The following is a 14,946-nucleotide window of genomic DNA, read 5'->3' on the forward strand; positions in this document are numbered from 1 at the left end:
AGAAGAGGCGCTACTCGCGATGTTCCGGGTCACCGGCCTGTGGGTCTCCACACCCATTTTACCCCTGACTGAAGGGCCGACCTGTGGCGAAGCGTGCTGTTCCCGTCGTGCTGATCGTCAATGTCGCACCGTACGTTGCGGCACTCGCGGTGGTCGAGAGGGCAATTCGCGAAGAGAAGCAGGAGGAGTAGACCATGGCCCTCCGCACCGTGGGCGTGAAGCTCCAGGCCGAGGTTTCCTCGTACATGGCCAGCATCCGGCAGGCCGGCACCGCCACCCGCGGTCTCGTCGGCGAGATGGACCGGGCGGCGAAGGCCGGGCACCTCGACGCGGTTGCCAACCAGGCTGCCGGCATGGGGGTGGGGCTGATCGGCGCTGCGGGCATGGCCGTGAAGTTCGCCGCCGACTTCGACAAGCAGATGTCCTCCGTCTCGGCGGCGACGAATGCGTCGGCCGCCGACATGGAGCGGATGCGGGCCGCTGCCCTCCAGGCCGGCGCCGACACCAAGTACAGCGCCACGGAGGCCGCGCAGGGCATCGAGGAGTTGGCGAAGGCGGGTGTGTCGACGTCGGCGATCCTGTCGGGTGGCCTGTCGGGTGCCCTGGACCTGGCTGCCGCTGGCGGTCTGGACGTCGCGGAGGCCGCCGAGACGGCCGCCAGCGCGATGACCCAGTTCGGGCTGGCGGGCGGGCAGGTTCCGCACATCGCGGACCTGCTCGCCGCTGCCGCCGGCAAAGCTCAGGGCAGCGTCCATGACATGGGGTATGCCCTGTCCCAGTCGGGTCTGGTCGCCCACCAGATGGGCCTGAGCGTCGAGGACACCACCGGTACCCTCGCTGCGTTCGCGTCGGCCGGTCTGCTCGGCTCTGACGCCGGCACGTCTCTGAAGACGGCGATGCTGATGCTGGCCAACCCCAGCGAGAAGGCCGCCGACCTGATGACCGAGCTGGGCATCAACGCCTACAACGCTCAAGGCCAGTTCGTGGGCATCACCGACCTGGCGGGGCAGCTCAAGAGCCAGCTCAGTGGCCTGACCCAGGAGCAGCGCAACGCCGCCCTCGCGCAGATCTTCGGCTCGGACGCGATCCGCGCCGCCTCGGTGCTCTACGAGCAGGGTGCGAGCGGGATCCAGGACTGGATCAACAAGGTCAACGACCAGGGGTATGCGGCGGAGGTCGCGGCCCGCAAGACCGACAACCTGGCCGGCGACGTGGAACGCCTCCAGGGGTCGCTGGAGACGCTGTCGATCGAGTCGGCGTCGGGGGCGACGTCGGGGCTGCGGACGATGGTGCAGGCCGCCGACCGGCTGGTGAACTCGGTGGCGGCGATCCCCGCGCCGGTGCAGAACGCCGGCGTGCTCATCGCCGGGGTGGGTGGCGCGGCGCTGCTCGCGGCGGCCGGCACCGCCAAACTGCGGGGCGCCTCGGCGGAGGCGATGACCCAGCTCGCGGAGATGGGGCCGACCGGGGCGCGGGCCGCGAAGGGCCTGGAGAGGGTCGGCCAGTTCGCGGCGAAGACGGCCATCGCCCTGGCGGCGGTGCAGACGGCGTCCGCCGTGCTGGGCGAGTCGACCAACGCGAATCTGGGCGTACTGGGGAAGAACCTCGCGGAGTGGGGTGCCGGCGCGGATGCCGCTGGCGAGGCATCCCGCCTGTTCGGTGACGACCTGGGCAACCTGCGCTACGACCTCGGGACTCTCAACTCCGGGTTCTGGGCGGAATTCGGGAACGGCACTGCGGGTGTGATCGAGGGGCTGACCGGGCTCGGCAACGCGGTCGACCAGTCCCTGACGCACGCCAAGGAACGCATCTCCGCCATCGATTCGGCGATGGCCCAGCTTGTGCAGTCCGGCAAGCAGGCGCAGGCAGCCGACGCTTTCAAGCGGCTGGCCAAGGAAGCCGAGTCGTCGGGTGTGTCCGTCGACGAGCTGAAAAAGGCGCTGCCCCAGTACGTGGCGGCGCTGGATGCGTCCACGTCGGCTGCCGGCACATCAGCTGCGGCAACGGGCGGAAACGCCGAGGCCATGAGTGCGATGGCGGCGAAGACGGAGGAGGCGGAGAAGCAGCTCCAGGAGCTGATGGACGCGTTCGACGACCTGTTCGAGACGCAGATGTCGGTTGACGAGGCTGCGCTGAAGAGCGCCGAGTCGATCGACGGCCTACGGGAATCGTTCGCGAAGAACGGGGCCGAGACGCGGCTGAACACCGACGCCGGGCAGGCCAACCGTAAGGCGATCCTGGAACGCATCCAGGCGATCAAGGATGAGCGCGACGCCCGGATGGAGCACGGCGAAACCCTCGACGTGGCGAACGGGAAGTACGTCAAGGACATCGACGGCCTGCGCAAGAGCATGAAGCAGGCCGGGTTCACGAAGAAGCAGATCGACGAGCTGACGGGGGCGTACCGGAAGGTCCCCGAAGATGTGGAGACGAACGTCAAGGCCACCGGCACCAAGCAGGCCATGTCGAAGCTCCAAGAGCTGTACCTGCTCCAGCGGACCCTCGCTGCGGGCAAGCCGATGGCGCAGATCCGCAAGGACCTGAGCAAGGACAACGCCGACTTCCTCAAGTACGCCGACGGTGGCCCGGTCCGGGGCTGGTCGCCGCACGCGCGGGCGGACAACATCCCGGCCCTGCTCACGGCGAAGGAGTTCGTGCAGCCCGTCGGCGCGGTCGACTACTACGGCGTCGCCGCGATGGAGGCCATCCGCACCAAGCGCATCCCCGCCGACGAGCTGCGCGCCCTGGCCCAGTTCGCCGACGGCGGCATGGTCGGCATGCCGAAGGTGGGTTCGCGGTGGCCGTTCCCGACGACGGCGGCGGGTACGAGGATCCCGAGCCGGGAGCAGGTGCTGTCGGTGGTGACGCCGGGCATCCCGACGAGCGGCGCGACCGGGCCGGCGATCGTCGCCGCGGTGAAGGCGGCGTTCCCGCACTTGCAGGCGATCAGCACGTACCGGCCGGGTGCCACGACCCTGTCGGGGAACCGGTCGTATCACGCGCTGAACCGGGCGGTGGACTTCCCGCCCAGCCGGGAGTTGGCGGTGTGGTGGAACCAGCACTACATAGCTCGCACCAAGGAGCTGATCAGCCCGTGGAATGACCTGAACATCCACAACGGGCGGCGGCACACCTACACCGGTGCGGTGTGGAACCAGCACAACTGGGCGGGCGGCAACGCTCACGACCACATCGCGATGGATCAGGGCGGGGTGATCGGGGAGCCGGTGTGGGGGGTGGGCATCACCTCGGGCCGCACCTACAGCTTCGCCGAGCGCGGGCCGGAGTGGGTGACTACCCGGCCGCCTTCGTCCGGTGGTGCAGCCGGCCCGGACGCGGGGCAGGTGGCGGCGATGGTCGCCACGGCGGTAGCCCGGGAGATCCGGGGCCTGACGGTGCAGATGGACGGCCGGACGGTCGGAGTGATCCAGGGCCGGCAGGCCGACCTCATCTCGCGAGGAGTCTGAGTGGCGACGGTGACGACGTACGACCTGCAATTCGTCGAGGGCGTGGCTGCCGTCCCGGTGGTTCGGCTGGACGTCAACGCGCCCGGATGGACGATCCGGGAGGCGGATTTCGGGATGCCGCAGCTCAACCGGGCGGTGGTGTCCACGCTGCTCGCCGACGGCGACCGCTACCCGGCCGCCGCGTACGGCAACCGCACTCTGACGCTGACGCTGCGGTACGACGGTGCCTCGGCCGATGATGCTGCCGCCCAGCTTCAGCGGTTGTATCGGGAGTTGGACCGGCCGACCAACGTGCTGCTCTACCGGCCGGGGACGTCGGGTGCGGTGTTCTTCCGGACGTTCCGGTGCGGGCCGAGCGATGTGGTGTGGGACCCGTTCACGAAGCAGGTCCGGGCGGCGATCCCCGCCGAGCCGTTCGCCGTTGGCCTGCTGGAGACCCTGCCGCAGGTGACGGTGGGCAACGACCCGGGCGAGACGGAGCCCCTCAACGCCAACCCGTGGGTCGACGTGGATACGCCGGCGGTGGCGGACGGGTTTGGTCGCGTCACCTCCAGCGGGTGGGGTGTGGCGGACTCCGGGCAGGCGTGGTCGACGTCGGGCGGGTCGGCGGCGGACTACTCGACGGACGGCGCGGTCGGGGTGCACAGCGTCGGGTCGGTCAACGTGTCTCGCCGTACGGTGCTGGCTGTCTCGATGGCGGACGTGGACGTGACGGTGTCGATGGTGGTGCCGGTGCTCGCGTCGGGTGCGGCGATCAGCGCCGGGCACATGGCCCGGCACAGCGGGTCGACGGACTACTACGCGGGTGAGGTGGTTCTCAACACCGACCAGTCCGTGCAGGTGCGGCTACGGAAGAACGTCGGCGGAACGCTGACGACGCTGGCGACGTCGGCGAACGTTGCCGGCCTGACGCACACGGTCAGCCGTGTGTTCCGGCTGCGGATGCAGTTGCAGGGCTCGGCGATGCGGGCCCGGGTGTGGGACGCGTCGGGGTCGGAGCCGACGGCGTGGCACGTGGACGCGGTCGACACATCCCTCACCGCAGCGGGCCAGGTGGGTGCCCGGAGCATCCTGGCCACCGGCAACACCAGCCCCAGCCCGACGGTCACCTACGACGACCTGGTGGTGGCCGGTCCGCCCGCCGGCTGGATCGGTCAGGGCGGCATCGTCGAGCGGTCGACGGCCCAGTCACACGAGGGCGCGGCGGCGCTGCTGCTGACCCCGGACGGGGTGACCGCCACGGCGGAGGCCCGCGCGGTGGACCTGGTGCCGGTGACGGCCGGGCAGGTATACCGGGCGTCGGCGTGGGTGCGGTGTGCGGTGTCCCGGTCGATCTCCTGCAACATCAACTGGCACAACGCGGGCGGCGGCTACATGTCGACGTCGACTGGCACCACGGCGGTCACCGCCAACGTCTGGACCCTGCTCGATTTCACGGCCACCGCGCCGGTCGGATCGTCGCAGGCGCGGCTAGTACCAGCCTCGTTGAGCGGCACGCCGGCCGCCGGGCAGCTCACGCACGTCGACGAGGCCCGGATCAGGCTGGTGTCGACGACCGCCCCCGGTGGCCTGTGCTTCGACGTGTCGGGGATCAAGGGCGATGTGGAGACGCCGCTGTACCTGCGCGTCGTCGGCGAGGACGTCACCACCGTGCCGAGCAAGTGGACGTTCGGACTCGGTAGACGCCAGACCATGATCTCGGTCCGCCGCCGTGGCACCCCCTCGGCGGCACCCGGCGTGTTCGCGGCCGAGAGTCTCAACCTGGGCGACGACACCACGCTGGTCACCGGCGTGGCAGGCGCGCACGGGGGCGCGGTCGTCCGCACCAACTTCGCCACCAGCCCCGGCATGGTGATCCGGTTCGGGCCGGCTGCGTGGCCGACCGCAGCGTCGCCGGACCTGCGGGGCACCTACCGGCAGCTGGTGCGCTGCCGCAAGAGCGTCGCGGGTGACGTGATCCAGATGCGGGCGGTCTGGTCGCAGGACTCGACCGTGATCTACGGCGACATCTTGACGCTGCCCGGCGACACCGCGTGGCGGTGGATCGACTTGGGCCTGATCCAGATTCCGATGGGCTACGACCCGGCGACGGACGGCCTGTCCGGGGCGTCCCTGTCGGCGACCGGCCCTGTCTTCGACACCGCCATCGCCCGGCTCTCGGGCAGCGGGACCGTCGACTCCGACTCGGTGGCGTTCGTGCCGGCCGACGATCGGATGTTGGGCGTCGTGTGGCCGACGTCCGGGCTGCCGACCGCGTTCGTGGTCGACTCGGCGGCCAGCGGGGTCTACGGGGTGGGCTCGGCAGGTGAGGTCCGGAGCGCCCAGGTAGAGACGGCCGGCCTCCCGCCGATGGTCTCCCCCGGCGTCACCAACCGGGTCTGGTGGCTGCGGGACGTCGGGAGCGAGTTCGCGACCGGCGACGACGCCACGGGATACACCCGGATCACGCCGTACTACTGGCCCCGCTACCTGCACGTCAGGCCGGTGACGACGTGAGTCTGCCCATCCCGCTGACCGTCCGGCTGCGCACCTCCCGGGGCACCCGGGACATCACCCGGGAGGTCCGGGACCTGGCGTTTCGGTGGACGGACCCGGGCGGGCACGCGACCTGCCAGGTGTCCCTGGACCGGCCGCTCACGGTGCAGCCGGCGGAGATCGCCTACTACGGCGACCTCACCGTCCACGACGGCCGCCACGGTGCTGTCGTCTGGGATGGCCGCCTGGAGGATCCGGGCCGGTCGGCGGGGACGCAGGGGCAGGTGTGGGACCTGGCGGCGGTCGGCGGGCAGGCGCACACCCGGGACCGGACGGTGCCGTACATCCTGATCGACCAGCCGCTGACGTCGCTGGACCGGGTGGACAACGCCACCCCCAAGGGTGATGACTCGATCGCCACCGACCCGGGCAGCACGTCGTCCCAGCAGCAGGCGCTGGTGCTCCAGTACCCGCAGGGCATCACGATCGTCACGAACGCCCGCGTCGTCATGAGGTACTTGGGCCTCCAGCGGTCCGGGCAGAAACTGGCCCGCATCGACCACACCTGGGACGCGGGGCGCACCGACAGCGCGTTCCAGGTCGAAGCGCTCTGCCGGACGGACGGCAGCCTGTCGTCTGGCGAGGTGGCCCGCTCGGACAACTGGAACACCGCCGGGGGCGGGAGCAGCCCGCGCCGGATCGGCACCCACTGGACGGCCGGGCGGAACACGCCGGAATGGCGCACCATCTACACCGGCGTCGGCGGGGCGATCAACAACGACCTGCACTGGGCCAGCATCAGCAACCTGATCGTGATGGCCACCCGGTACACGGCGGCCGGCGTGGAGCAGCTCACCGGCACCCCATACGGCAACAGCTACGTGCTGGCCAGCGAGGTAGTCGCGGACCTGCTCGGGCGGCTGCTGCCGCGCTTCGACGGGGCCGGGGCAACGATCGCGACGACGTCGTACCAGATCGACCAGATGGCGTACCCGGATGGCGTCCAGCCCGCCAAGGTGCTCGAAGACCTCATGAGCATGGAGGCCGGCTACACCTGGCGGGCCTGGGAGCGGGGGGCGAACGGCCTGTACCGGTTCGAGTGGGTTCAGGTCCCGAGCGTTGTCCGGTACGAGGCCGATGTGGTCGACGGCTACGACTCGCAGGGGTCCGCTGGTGGGCTCTACGACCAGGTCAGCGTCCGGTGGAAGGACAGCAAGGGTCGCCCGCAATTGACCGTGCGAACTGCCAGCGTGCCGGAGCTGACCAGCGCGGGCCTGATTAGGCAGGAGATCATCGACCTGGGCTCGGACGTCGGGTCGCTGGCCGCCGCCCAGAGGGCCGGCGACCAGTGGTTGGCGGACCGCCGATACGCGCCCAACGCCGGCCGGCTGCGGGTGGCCCGCCCGATCCTGGATCTCCAGACCGGCCGCATGGTGCAGCCGTGGGAAATCCGGCCCGGCCTGATCCGGGTCCGGGGCATCCTGCCGCGCACCGACGCACTCAACCCGACGGCCTCCCGCGACGGCGTGACCATCTTCAGGATCGTCGGCTCGGAGTACCGGGCCTCCGACGCCGCCGCGACCCTCGACCTGGACTCGTACGCCCCGTCGACCGGCCGCATGCTCGCCGACACCCGCGCCAAGTTCCGAATGATCCGGAGGTGAACCGTGGCCACCCGAGCCACAGACACGTTGCGCGACCTCGCCGCCGGCTGGGAGCGGCTGTTCCCGTCAGCGAAGCTGTCAGGCATCGTCGGCGACACCCGGCACGCCAAGCGCGGCGGCTACCACATCAGCATCGAGGACCAGGTCCGCGACGACGACTACTCGGTGATCCGCCCGGACGACAAAGCCCCGCCCGGCAAGTGGCCGCGCGACTGCGCCTCGGCCGTCGACATGAACCTGTCCCTGCCCGACATGAAGGTGTGCCACGCCCGGCTGGTCGCCGTGTGGCGCGCTCGCGCGACCGACCCACGGGCGCGGTACATCAACGCCCACAACGGGTGGAACGGCTCCGGGTCGCCGGGCCGCTACGACTGGGTCACGAGTGCCGTGTCGACGGCGTCGGACGACCACGAATGGCACGTCCACCTGGAAATCCGCCGCCGCTACGTCAACGACCCGCAGGCCGCGAAGGCGGTCCTGTCCATCCTGCGAGGCGAGAGCCCCGCCCAGTACCTGGGGAGGGAAGACGACATGGGCTTCTTCGACGAGAAGCAGATCGACGGGCGCACCGGCGCCCAACTGGTCAAGGACGTCTGGTGGCTGCTGGTGAAGGGCAACCCGACCACGGCGCTCTACCGCTCGCTGGAGCAGCTCGGCGCGGACCTGGGTGAGGTCGACGTCGACGAGGCCGCGATCGTCACCGGCGTCCTGGCCGGGCTGACCCCGGAGGCGATCGCCGCCGCGATCCCGCCCGCCCTGACCAAGCAGGTCGCCGACGAGCTGGGCCGCCGGCTGATGGCCGACGCCGCCCCGATCCCGGGCCAGGCGCGTGAGTGAGGCCGGTGCGCGTCCCCTTCGTACGGGACATCACCTGCCTGGCCATGGGCGCGGCGGGGTTCGCGTACAGCGTGGTCACCGGGGCGGGGGGATGGCCGCCGCTGCTGGTCAGCGCCGGCCTGATGGCAGGGCCGAGCGTGCTGCACGTCGTGCTGTCGGGGCTTATCCCGGGCGGTGGGCTGTCCGCGGTGCCGGCCTCGTCGGAGCCGCAGCAGCCGTCGCCGTCGCAGTCGCCCGCGCCCTCGGCAGGGGGTGACCGGTGAGCCCACACCGCCGGCCGGTGCCGCTCTGGTACGTGCTGCTCGCCGTCGTCCTGTCGGTGTTGACGGTGTCCGGGGCTGGCATCTGGTACACCAACCACGTCGCCCGCCGGCAGTGCACCGTCCTAGCCGCTGAGGTGGCGGTGTATCGGGAGTCGCCGCCGACGACACAGACCGGCCAGCACCTCGCTCTCGCGAAGGAGCAGTTGCTCCGCGAGCTGCACTGCTGACGCCTGGATCTCACCTGCCCCGGTGCTCGTGCCGGTACTGCGTCACCTGCCCGCACTCGGGCCACCGGCAGCGCCACTGCCGACCCAGCTCCCAACAGCCCTCGACCGTGCACGCACCCCACGCCGGAGTCGTGTCCGGGTGCCCAGCCGGGCACGGCTCAGGCACCTCTGCCAGCCCGTCTGGCGTCCACCTGTACCGCTGCACCACCCGACCGTACCCAAGGAGGTACCCCATGCCGGTCCTCGGCAGCACCGTGCTCTACACCCTGTCTGAGACGGACGCCGCCACCATCAACCAGCGCCGGGATGACCTGCGCATCGTCGGCCTGAGGGTGTTCGCCGGCATCGAGGCGGAGCCGGGGCAGGCGTTCCCGGCGACGGTCACCCGCGTCGACGGCGACGCCGCCAACCTGCAGGTCGCCCTCGACGGCACCGACGTCTACTGGGCGCCCGCCCGCACCGAGGGCGAACCCGGCGAGCAGGGCACCTGGGTCCAGCCGTCCACCAGCTGACCGGCACCCGCCGGCAGCCCCATCTCGTAAGGAGCACCGTGAGAATCTTCGGACGTGAGCCGGCGCTGGTCATCGGCGCGGTCGGCTCCCTCATGACCGTCCTGGCCGCCCTGAACGTGCCCGGCCTGTCGGCCGGCGCGGCGGCGGCCATCACCGCGCTGATCGCGGCGGGCATCACGGCCTGGGCGACGCGCCCGGTCGCCCCGGCGCTGTACGTCGGCGTCATCGGCGCGGGTGCGTCGCTGCTGGCCGAGTACGGCTTCCACGTGTCCGACGGGACGGTGGCGGCGATCGGTGGCGCGATCGTGGCCGGGTTCGCCCTGTTCGGCGTCCGCCCGCAGGTGTCGCCGGCCGGCGAGCCGGCGCGACCCAGCAGTCTGTCGTCCGTCGGGCGCGGCGGGAACGCCGCCGTCATCGCTGCCCTGGCCATCGTCGCGCTCGGCGTGGCCACCCTCCCGGCGTACGCGGCGACCGGCCCGGCCCGCCCGGGTGAGCGTGCGGCGCGGCCGGTCGCCACCGCGCCGTCGCCGTCGACCCTGCGGTGCACCACCGTCACGGTGGTGCCCGCCCAGATCCGCCTGGACCGTTGCACCAGCAGCGGTGTGTTCGTCGGCTACCGGCCGTTCATGTGGGACGGCGTGAACGGCGTGTGGGTGCAGCTCGCCACCGCCCCCGCCTGAGTCAGCACCCGCCGGTAGGATCGTCGGCGCGGTGCCACCGGTGGACGTCCCGGCCGGCACCGACCAACTACGGCAGCGGCCCCGCTCCCCTCGTGGGGGCGGGGCCGCAGTGCGTCCAGGGTCAGAGGGTCTGCTCGATGCGCCGCAGCAGCGTCAGGGCCACGTCGACCGGGGTCGCGTCGGTGGTCAGGCCGATCCCGCCGAGCCACCGGCCGCGCCGCCACAGCGAGTACACCGCGCCCGGGGCCGGCATCAGCAGGTCGTAGTAGGTGCGGCCGGCAGTGACGCGGACGGCCCAGGTGCCGGCGTCGACGTCCACGAGGGCGCTGATGCGGCCGGCGGCGTGGGGGGCGGCGCGGAGGGCGTCGGCGATGTCCTCGGCGAGGGCGTGGGCGTAGCGGACGGCGGCGATGGTCGGCACGGCGGGCTCCTCTGCTGGGGGTGGGTGGGGCCGGCTGGGTGGCCGGCCCCGGGGCGGGTCAGCTGATGGGGTCGTAGCCGAGCTTCTCCACGATCCGCTCGTAGCGGCCGAGCACCTGCGGCCGGAGGGGGCTGCCGGGGGTGAGGTGCTTGTACAGCTTGGCGGTGCGGGCTGCTGAGGCGATGAGGTTGAGCTCCTGCTCGGTGGCGTCCGTCTTGGTGGTGACCTTCACGGCTGACTCCCTCGGTTGGCGCGCTTCCGTATGCAACCTAGTGTGGCATACGCATGTGGCATAACGCAACAGGAGTAGGCCACCTTGTGTGGCCTCACGGCGTGTGGCACGATCGTCGGGTGACCAGACTCGACGACGCCGCCCGCACCCACCAGCACGCCAAGGCGGCCCTCGACACCGCCCGCACCGAACTGGCCCAGGCCATCGTGGAAGCCGCCCGCACCGGCACCAAGCAGGCCGACATCGCCCGCACCTCCGGATACACCCGGGAGCAGATCCGCCGCATCTGCCGCGCCGCCGGCATCCAGGCCGAGTAGCCGCCCCAACGACAGCGCCCCCACACGGCTCTGGCCGGCGGGGGCGCTTCGTCGTGCCTGGAGCTACCGCAGCCAGTAGACCGCCCCACCCGCCACGGCGACCAGCACCAGCCCGGCCACACCGAGGACCGGCCGGTGGATGCCCATCTGCACCGACCACCGCCACCGTCGCCACACCCACACCGCGACACCCAACCCGGCGGACAGGGCCGCGATCAGCGCCAGCCGGGGCAGCCACCACGCCGACCAGCGCACCGCCAGCCACACCGCCATCCCCGCAGCGACCAACAGCAGCACCGTCGGCGCGACCCGCCGCACGATCTCGAAGGCGGCGAACCACCGCCACATTCGACGCCCGAACTCGTGGGCGGCAGACCGCCGGGCGCTCCCGAACCAACTCACCGTCTCGCTCACTCTCCGTCGATCTTCACGGACTTCACGGACTTCACACTTCACGCACTTCACGCCCCCGATTCCTCGCGCGTACGCGCACGTATAGGGGCCTCTTGCCGGCCGGGGCGTGAAGTGCGTGAAGTACGTGCACACACCCACGCCCGTGTGACGCTACGTAGCGGACGCGCTGGCGAGTGCGGGCAGCACGATCTCGTACACGCCCCGGCCGGCGGCGCGGCGCAGCATCTGCCCCGGCCCCGGCTCGCACAACTCCTTGAGGATCTTCGTCATGGTCGGCGGCTTGAGCCCCGCCTCGCCCACCAGTCCCACCAGCGGCGCGAAGCTGGACGGCTTGACCTCGGTGATGCCCCGGCGGTGCGCATCCTCGATCGCCTGCCGGACCAGGCTCCGCACCTGCTCAGGGGTGTACCTGTGCCCGTCTTCCGACTCGACGAGCAGGTCGATGCGTGGCCGGTTCGGCACCGTCAGCGGGGTGCGCGGGTCGCCGTCGGGCGGGCAGTCCGGGTCCACCGGCAGCGGCGGGCACTCCGGGTCGTCGTCGAACAAGTCGCCCTGGTCGCCGTCGCCCTCGGCCGGCTCGTCGACCACCTCGCCCTCACCGACAGGGACCGGCAGCGCCTGCTCGGCGTCGTCGGCGCGGGCCGCGTCCAGATGCTCGACCAGCTCGGCCACCAGGGCGTCACGGTCCGGCCGGTACGTGCGGGCCGGCAGCGAGTAGTCCTCCTCGTCGACGCCGGGAAGCTCCGCGTACAGGGCGCCGGGCTTCTTGTTCTGCCAGCGCCCCGGGTCCGCACCGGCGGTTATGGTGTCCTCGCTGAGCACCCGGGCCGCCTCGGCGGTGGTCTTCGTCCCCATGCAGATCACGGCTCCGATCGTGGTGCGTACCGACGTGGGCATCCGGTCCCCGGTCGCCCGCTGCAAGCCGAGCAGCACGAAGATGCCGACGGACCGGACCGATTCGGCCAACTCCACCAGGGTGTCCTCGGACTCGATGAACTTCGAGGCTTCATCGACGATGACGACCTCGAACGGCGGGCACTGCCGGCAGCCGGCGGTCCACTGCTCGTGGCCGTGCCCGCCGATCTGCGCCGCACGCCGGGCCACCTGGTCGACCAGGGAGTCCAGGAACTGCTCACCCTCGGCCGCGTCGTGGATCATCGTGTGCATGGCGTTGCGGAACGCCGCCGGCAGTTGCAAGCCCTTCCGGCCGTCGATGTACGTGACCCGGGTGTCCCGCCGCGACCGAGCCTCAGCGGCCAGGAACAGCTGAAACTCGGTCTTCCCGGAGCCGGACTGGCCGAGCAGCACCATCACCCCGATGGCGTTACGGCCAGCCTTCGCGTCGCCGGGCAGCACCAGGGGGACCTGCTTGCCGGTCTGGTAGACGGCCAGGCGCAGCGGCTCGGCGATCGACCCACCGGGTGCCGACAGGCCCGGCCAGCCCGGCGGGTTCTCCAGCATGTCCACCGGCGACAGCTCGATACGCCCCTTGCGGACCGACCCGCGGTTGGCGACCACACGCACGCCGCCGGCCGGCAGGTCGTGGGCCGACGCGATGGCGGTACGCACCTCCGGCTTGGCGAGCTGCGCGAAGTCGCCACCGTGCACCATCTCGACGTCGGTGACGACCCGCCCGTCAACCACCCTCGGGCGTCCGGCCTGGCCGATGTCCTGGAGTTCCTTGACCCGCTCGGACAGCTGCCCGAACAGGCTCGGTCGGGCGTCGGTGCCGTCGCCGCGTAGCAGCTTCGTCAACGCCAGCAGCACCGACGCGGTGCCCGCGCCGAGCAGGTACACCATCACCGAGTCGAAGGTCCAGCCGCGGAACGTCAGTACCCACAGGCCGCCGCTGGCCACGGCGGACAGCATCAGCGATGCCACCCGCAGTTCCACCTTCCGGGCCCGCCCCACCTTCCACGTGCCCCACATGACGGTGCACGAGCAGCCGGCCAGCAGCGCCGACCGCCACGCCGACTCCCACGGGGTCGCGTCGGCGTACGCACCCCACAGGTGCGACAGCACCCCGGAGGCGATGAGGCTGGTCACGGCGGCGGCGGGCGGCACCACGTACGGCAGTGGGTTGCCCCGCACCGTGTACGTGGCGCCGCGCGCCAGGTCACCCAACCCGCTGGCGCTGGTCTTGCTGCTCATCGGCCGGCCTGCCGGCGGGCGCGGGTGGTGACCTTGAAGTCGGACCGGTCGGCGTTCTCGTCGTCGAGGGCGGTCACGAACGCCTCGAAGCGGTTCTTCGTGACCTTCGCGTACCCGGCCACGGCCAGCATCGCGTCGGCGCAGCGGGACAACGGCAGGGCCACCATGCGCCCCCACCAGCGGGCCTTGACCCGGCCGAGGCCGTTACGGCGGCCGTACCGCTCGATCTTCATGCGGATCATGCCGGCCAGTTCGTCCAGCTCGTCGTGGCCGGCGATGCCGACCTGCCGGATGCCCTCCAGCATCTGGATCAGGTCCTCGTCGGTGCGGATGTCGGTCTCGGGCAGCAGACGCGCCACGGTGTACTCCTCGGGGTCGGGTCAGTGGGTGGGGCGGGTGAGTCGGGTCAGCCAGGCCGGCGGCCTGCCGGGGCCGGCGTAGGCGAGGTGCCCGGCGGCGCGCAGGGCGTTGATGCGGGCCATGCCGGACCGGGTGGCCCGGGTGGTGTGGCCGGGGCAGTGCCCGGCGGGGCACACACCGGTCTGGTGCCGGTAGTGGATTCGGGCCGGCGGCCGGACGCGGGCGAGCAGCCGGCGGATCACCGGACCACCTGGATCCGCGGGCGGATGCCGACGCGGGTGGCCTCGGTGAGCCGGGCGGCGAGCTGCGCCAGGGTCGGGGCCGGCAGGGCGACGGTGCGGCCGACGAGCATCCGCAACGGCGAGTCCTGGGGGACCCGCCCGCACACGCGGTGGGTGATCGTCATGATGGTGATGCCTCTCTCGTGAGGTGCGGGGCCCGGCCGGGCTGTCCAGGCTGGTGGCCGAGCCCCGCGTGATCAGGACTGGCTGTGCAGGTAGGCGGTGACGATCGCGGCAACCAGGCCGCCGCCGAGCAACGCCAAGCCGAGCTGGATCCGCCGGTACTTGCCGCGCACGCTGCGGGACAGCGCCCGCAGCTCGTGGGCCTGGCGTTCGGTGCCGCCGGCGGCGAAGTGGGCGAGGACCTCGTCCAACGTCCCGGCCGCCGCCCAGGCCATGAACCCGTACCGACCGGTCAGCCGGGGCCGGATCGCGTCGGCCAGGGCGGCGACGCTGGCCAGGATCAGCAACCCGGCCACGACCGCCGCCGTGCGGGCGGGACCGTGGAGCTGGCCGGTGCCGACGACGGCAAGCCCGGCGGACAGGGCGGTGCCGGCGAGCGCGAGCAGCGCGAAGCCCTTGCCGTCGACACGGGCCAGCTCGGCGCGGACGTCAGTGATGGCCTGGGTGAGCGGGTCCACTTCG

The 14,946-nt window shown here is 71.7% G+C and carries 17 protein-coding genes; 9 read left to right on the forward strand and 8 right to left on the reverse strand.

The window, feature by feature from the left end:
• Positions 1-194 precede the first annotated feature (194 nt).
• The 8 genes from ACN267_RS31420 to ACN267_RS31455 all read left to right on the forward strand — a co-directional run bounded on the left by ACN267_RS31420 (position 195) and on the right by ACN267_RS31455 (position 10,125).
• Positions 195-3,467, forward strand: coding sequence for a phage tail tape measure protein (locus ACN267_RS31420; protein ID WP_421490297.1), 3,273 nt, complete (start codon positions 195-197; stop codon positions 3,465-3,467).
• The gene (locus ACN267_RS31425; protein WP_421490298.1) at positions 3,468-5,963 is read left to right on the forward strand and encodes a carbohydrate binding domain-containing protein; all 2,496 of its coding nucleotides are present in this window, start codon (positions 3,468-3,470) and stop codon (positions 5,961-5,963) included.
• Positions 5,960-7,606, forward strand: coding sequence for a hypothetical protein (locus ACN267_RS31430; RefSeq protein ID WP_421490299.1), 1,647 nt, complete (start codon positions 5,960-5,962; stop codon positions 7,604-7,606). The genes ACN267_RS31425 and ACN267_RS31430 overlap by 4 nt, the downstream gene beginning before the upstream one ends.
• A 3-nt stretch (positions 7,607-7,609) precedes the next feature.
• The gene (locus tag ACN267_RS31435; protein WP_421490300.1) at positions 7,610-8,443 is read left to right on the forward strand and encodes a hypothetical protein; all 834 of its coding nucleotides are present in this window, start codon (positions 7,610-7,612) and stop codon (positions 8,441-8,443) included.
• Positions 8,444-8,448: 5 nt separating this feature from the next.
• Positions 8,449-8,706 (forward strand): hypothetical protein, encoded by a 258-nt coding sequence (locus ACN267_RS31440; protein WP_421490301.1) that lies wholly within the window; start codon positions 8,449-8,451, stop codon positions 8,704-8,706.
• The gene (locus ACN267_RS31445) at positions 8,703-8,933 is read left to right on the forward strand and encodes a hypothetical protein (protein WP_421490302.1); all 231 of its coding nucleotides are present in this window, start codon (positions 8,703-8,705) and stop codon (positions 8,931-8,933) included. The genes ACN267_RS31440 and ACN267_RS31445 overlap by 4 nt, the downstream gene beginning before the upstream one ends.
• Before the next feature lie 233 nt (positions 8,934-9,166).
• A complete protein-coding gene (locus ACN267_RS31450; protein WP_421490303.1) occupies positions 9,167-9,445 on the forward strand; it encodes a hypothetical protein in 279 nt (92 codons plus the stop codon).
• A 38-nt stretch (positions 9,446-9,483) separates the two neighbouring features.
• Entirely contained in the window at positions 9,484-10,125 is a 642-nt protein-coding gene (locus tag ACN267_RS31455) for a hypothetical protein (RefSeq protein WP_421490304.1), read from the forward strand.
• Positions 10,126-10,246: 121 nt separating this feature from the next.
• Here the strand turns inward: ACN267_RS31455 and ACN267_RS31460 are convergent, their stop codons facing one another.
• Positions 10,247-10,546 (reverse strand): hypothetical protein, encoded by a 300-nt coding sequence (locus ACN267_RS31460; RefSeq protein ID WP_421490305.1) that lies wholly within the window; start codon positions 10,544-10,546, stop codon positions 10,247-10,249.
• 58 nt (positions 10,547-10,604) lie between these two features.
• Positions 10,605-10,778 (reverse strand): hypothetical protein, encoded by a 174-nt coding sequence (locus ACN267_RS31465; protein ID WP_281901936.1) that lies wholly within the window; start codon positions 10,776-10,778, stop codon positions 10,605-10,607.
• Positions 10,779-10,897: 119 nt separating this feature from the next.
• Between ACN267_RS31465 and ACN267_RS31470 the strand changes: the two genes are divergently transcribed.
• Positions 10,898-11,095 carry a hypothetical protein gene (locus ACN267_RS31470; RefSeq protein WP_281901938.1) on the forward strand — a complete coding sequence of 66 codons (198 nt, stop codon included), beginning with the start codon at positions 10,898-10,900 and terminating at the stop codon, positions 11,093-11,095.
• A 63-nt stretch (positions 11,096-11,158) separates the two neighbouring features.
• On the opposite strand, the gene ACN267_RS31475 is transcribed toward ACN267_RS31470, so the two are convergent.
• From ACN267_RS31475 to ACN267_RS31500, 6 genes are all read right to left on the reverse strand, one after another.
• Positions 11,159-11,509 (reverse strand): hypothetical protein, encoded by a 351-nt coding sequence (locus ACN267_RS31475; RefSeq protein ID WP_421490306.1) that lies wholly within the window; start codon positions 11,507-11,509, stop codon positions 11,159-11,161.
• A gap of 150 nt (positions 11,510-11,659) precedes the next feature.
• Complete coding sequence (locus ACN267_RS31480) at positions 11,660-13,660, reverse strand: hypothetical protein (protein WP_421490307.1); 2,001 nt, start codon at positions 13,658-13,660, stop codon at positions 11,660-11,662.
• Positions 13,657-14,019, reverse strand: coding sequence for a hypothetical protein (locus ACN267_RS31485; protein ID WP_281901942.1), 363 nt, complete (start codon positions 14,017-14,019; stop codon positions 13,657-13,659). The genes ACN267_RS31480 and ACN267_RS31485 overlap by 4 nt, the downstream gene beginning before the upstream one ends.
• Before the next feature lie 21 nt (positions 14,020-14,040).
• Positions 14,041-14,262, reverse strand: coding sequence for a hypothetical protein (locus ACN267_RS31490; protein WP_281901944.1), 222 nt, complete (start codon positions 14,260-14,262; stop codon positions 14,041-14,043).
• On the reverse strand, positions 14,259-14,426 hold the full coding sequence (locus ACN267_RS31495; RefSeq protein ID WP_281901946.1) for a hypothetical protein: 168 nt from the start codon (positions 14,424-14,426) through the stop codon (positions 14,259-14,261). Before ACN267_RS31495 ends, ACN267_RS31490 begins: the two co-directional genes overlap by 4 nt.
• 72 nt (positions 14,427-14,498) lie before the next feature.
• Positions 14,499-14,942, reverse strand: a complete 444-nt coding sequence (locus tag ACN267_RS31500) for a Pycsar system effector family protein (RefSeq protein WP_421490308.1) — start codon at positions 14,940-14,942, stop codon at positions 14,499-14,501.
• Positions 14,943-14,946: the final 4 nt, after the last annotated feature.

Origin of the sequence: Micromonospora sp. WMMD734 (genome assembly GCF_049178975.1) — a bacterium.
Taxonomy (GTDB): Bacteria; Actinomycetota; Actinomycetes; order Mycobacteriales; family Micromonosporaceae; genus Micromonospora; species Micromonospora wenchangensis.

Bases quoted from the DNA above. Each gene is read 5' to 3' on its own strand.
- ACN267_RS31420 (WP_421490297.1), top strand. From the start codon at position 195: ATGGCCCTCCGCACCGTGGGCGTGAAGCTCCAGGCCGAGGTTTCCTCG.
- ACN267_RS31450 (WP_421490303.1), top strand. From the start codon at position 9,167: ATGCCGGTCCTCGGCAGCACCGTGCTCTACACCCTGTCTGAGACGGAC.
- ACN267_RS31495 (WP_281901946.1), bottom strand. From the start codon at position 14,426: ATGACGATCACCCACCGCGTGTGCGGGCGGGTCCCCCAGGACTCGCCG.
- ACN267_RS31480 (WP_421490307.1), bottom strand. From the start codon at position 13,660: ATGAGCAGCAAGACCAGCGCCAGCGGGTTGGGTGACCTGGCGCGCGGC.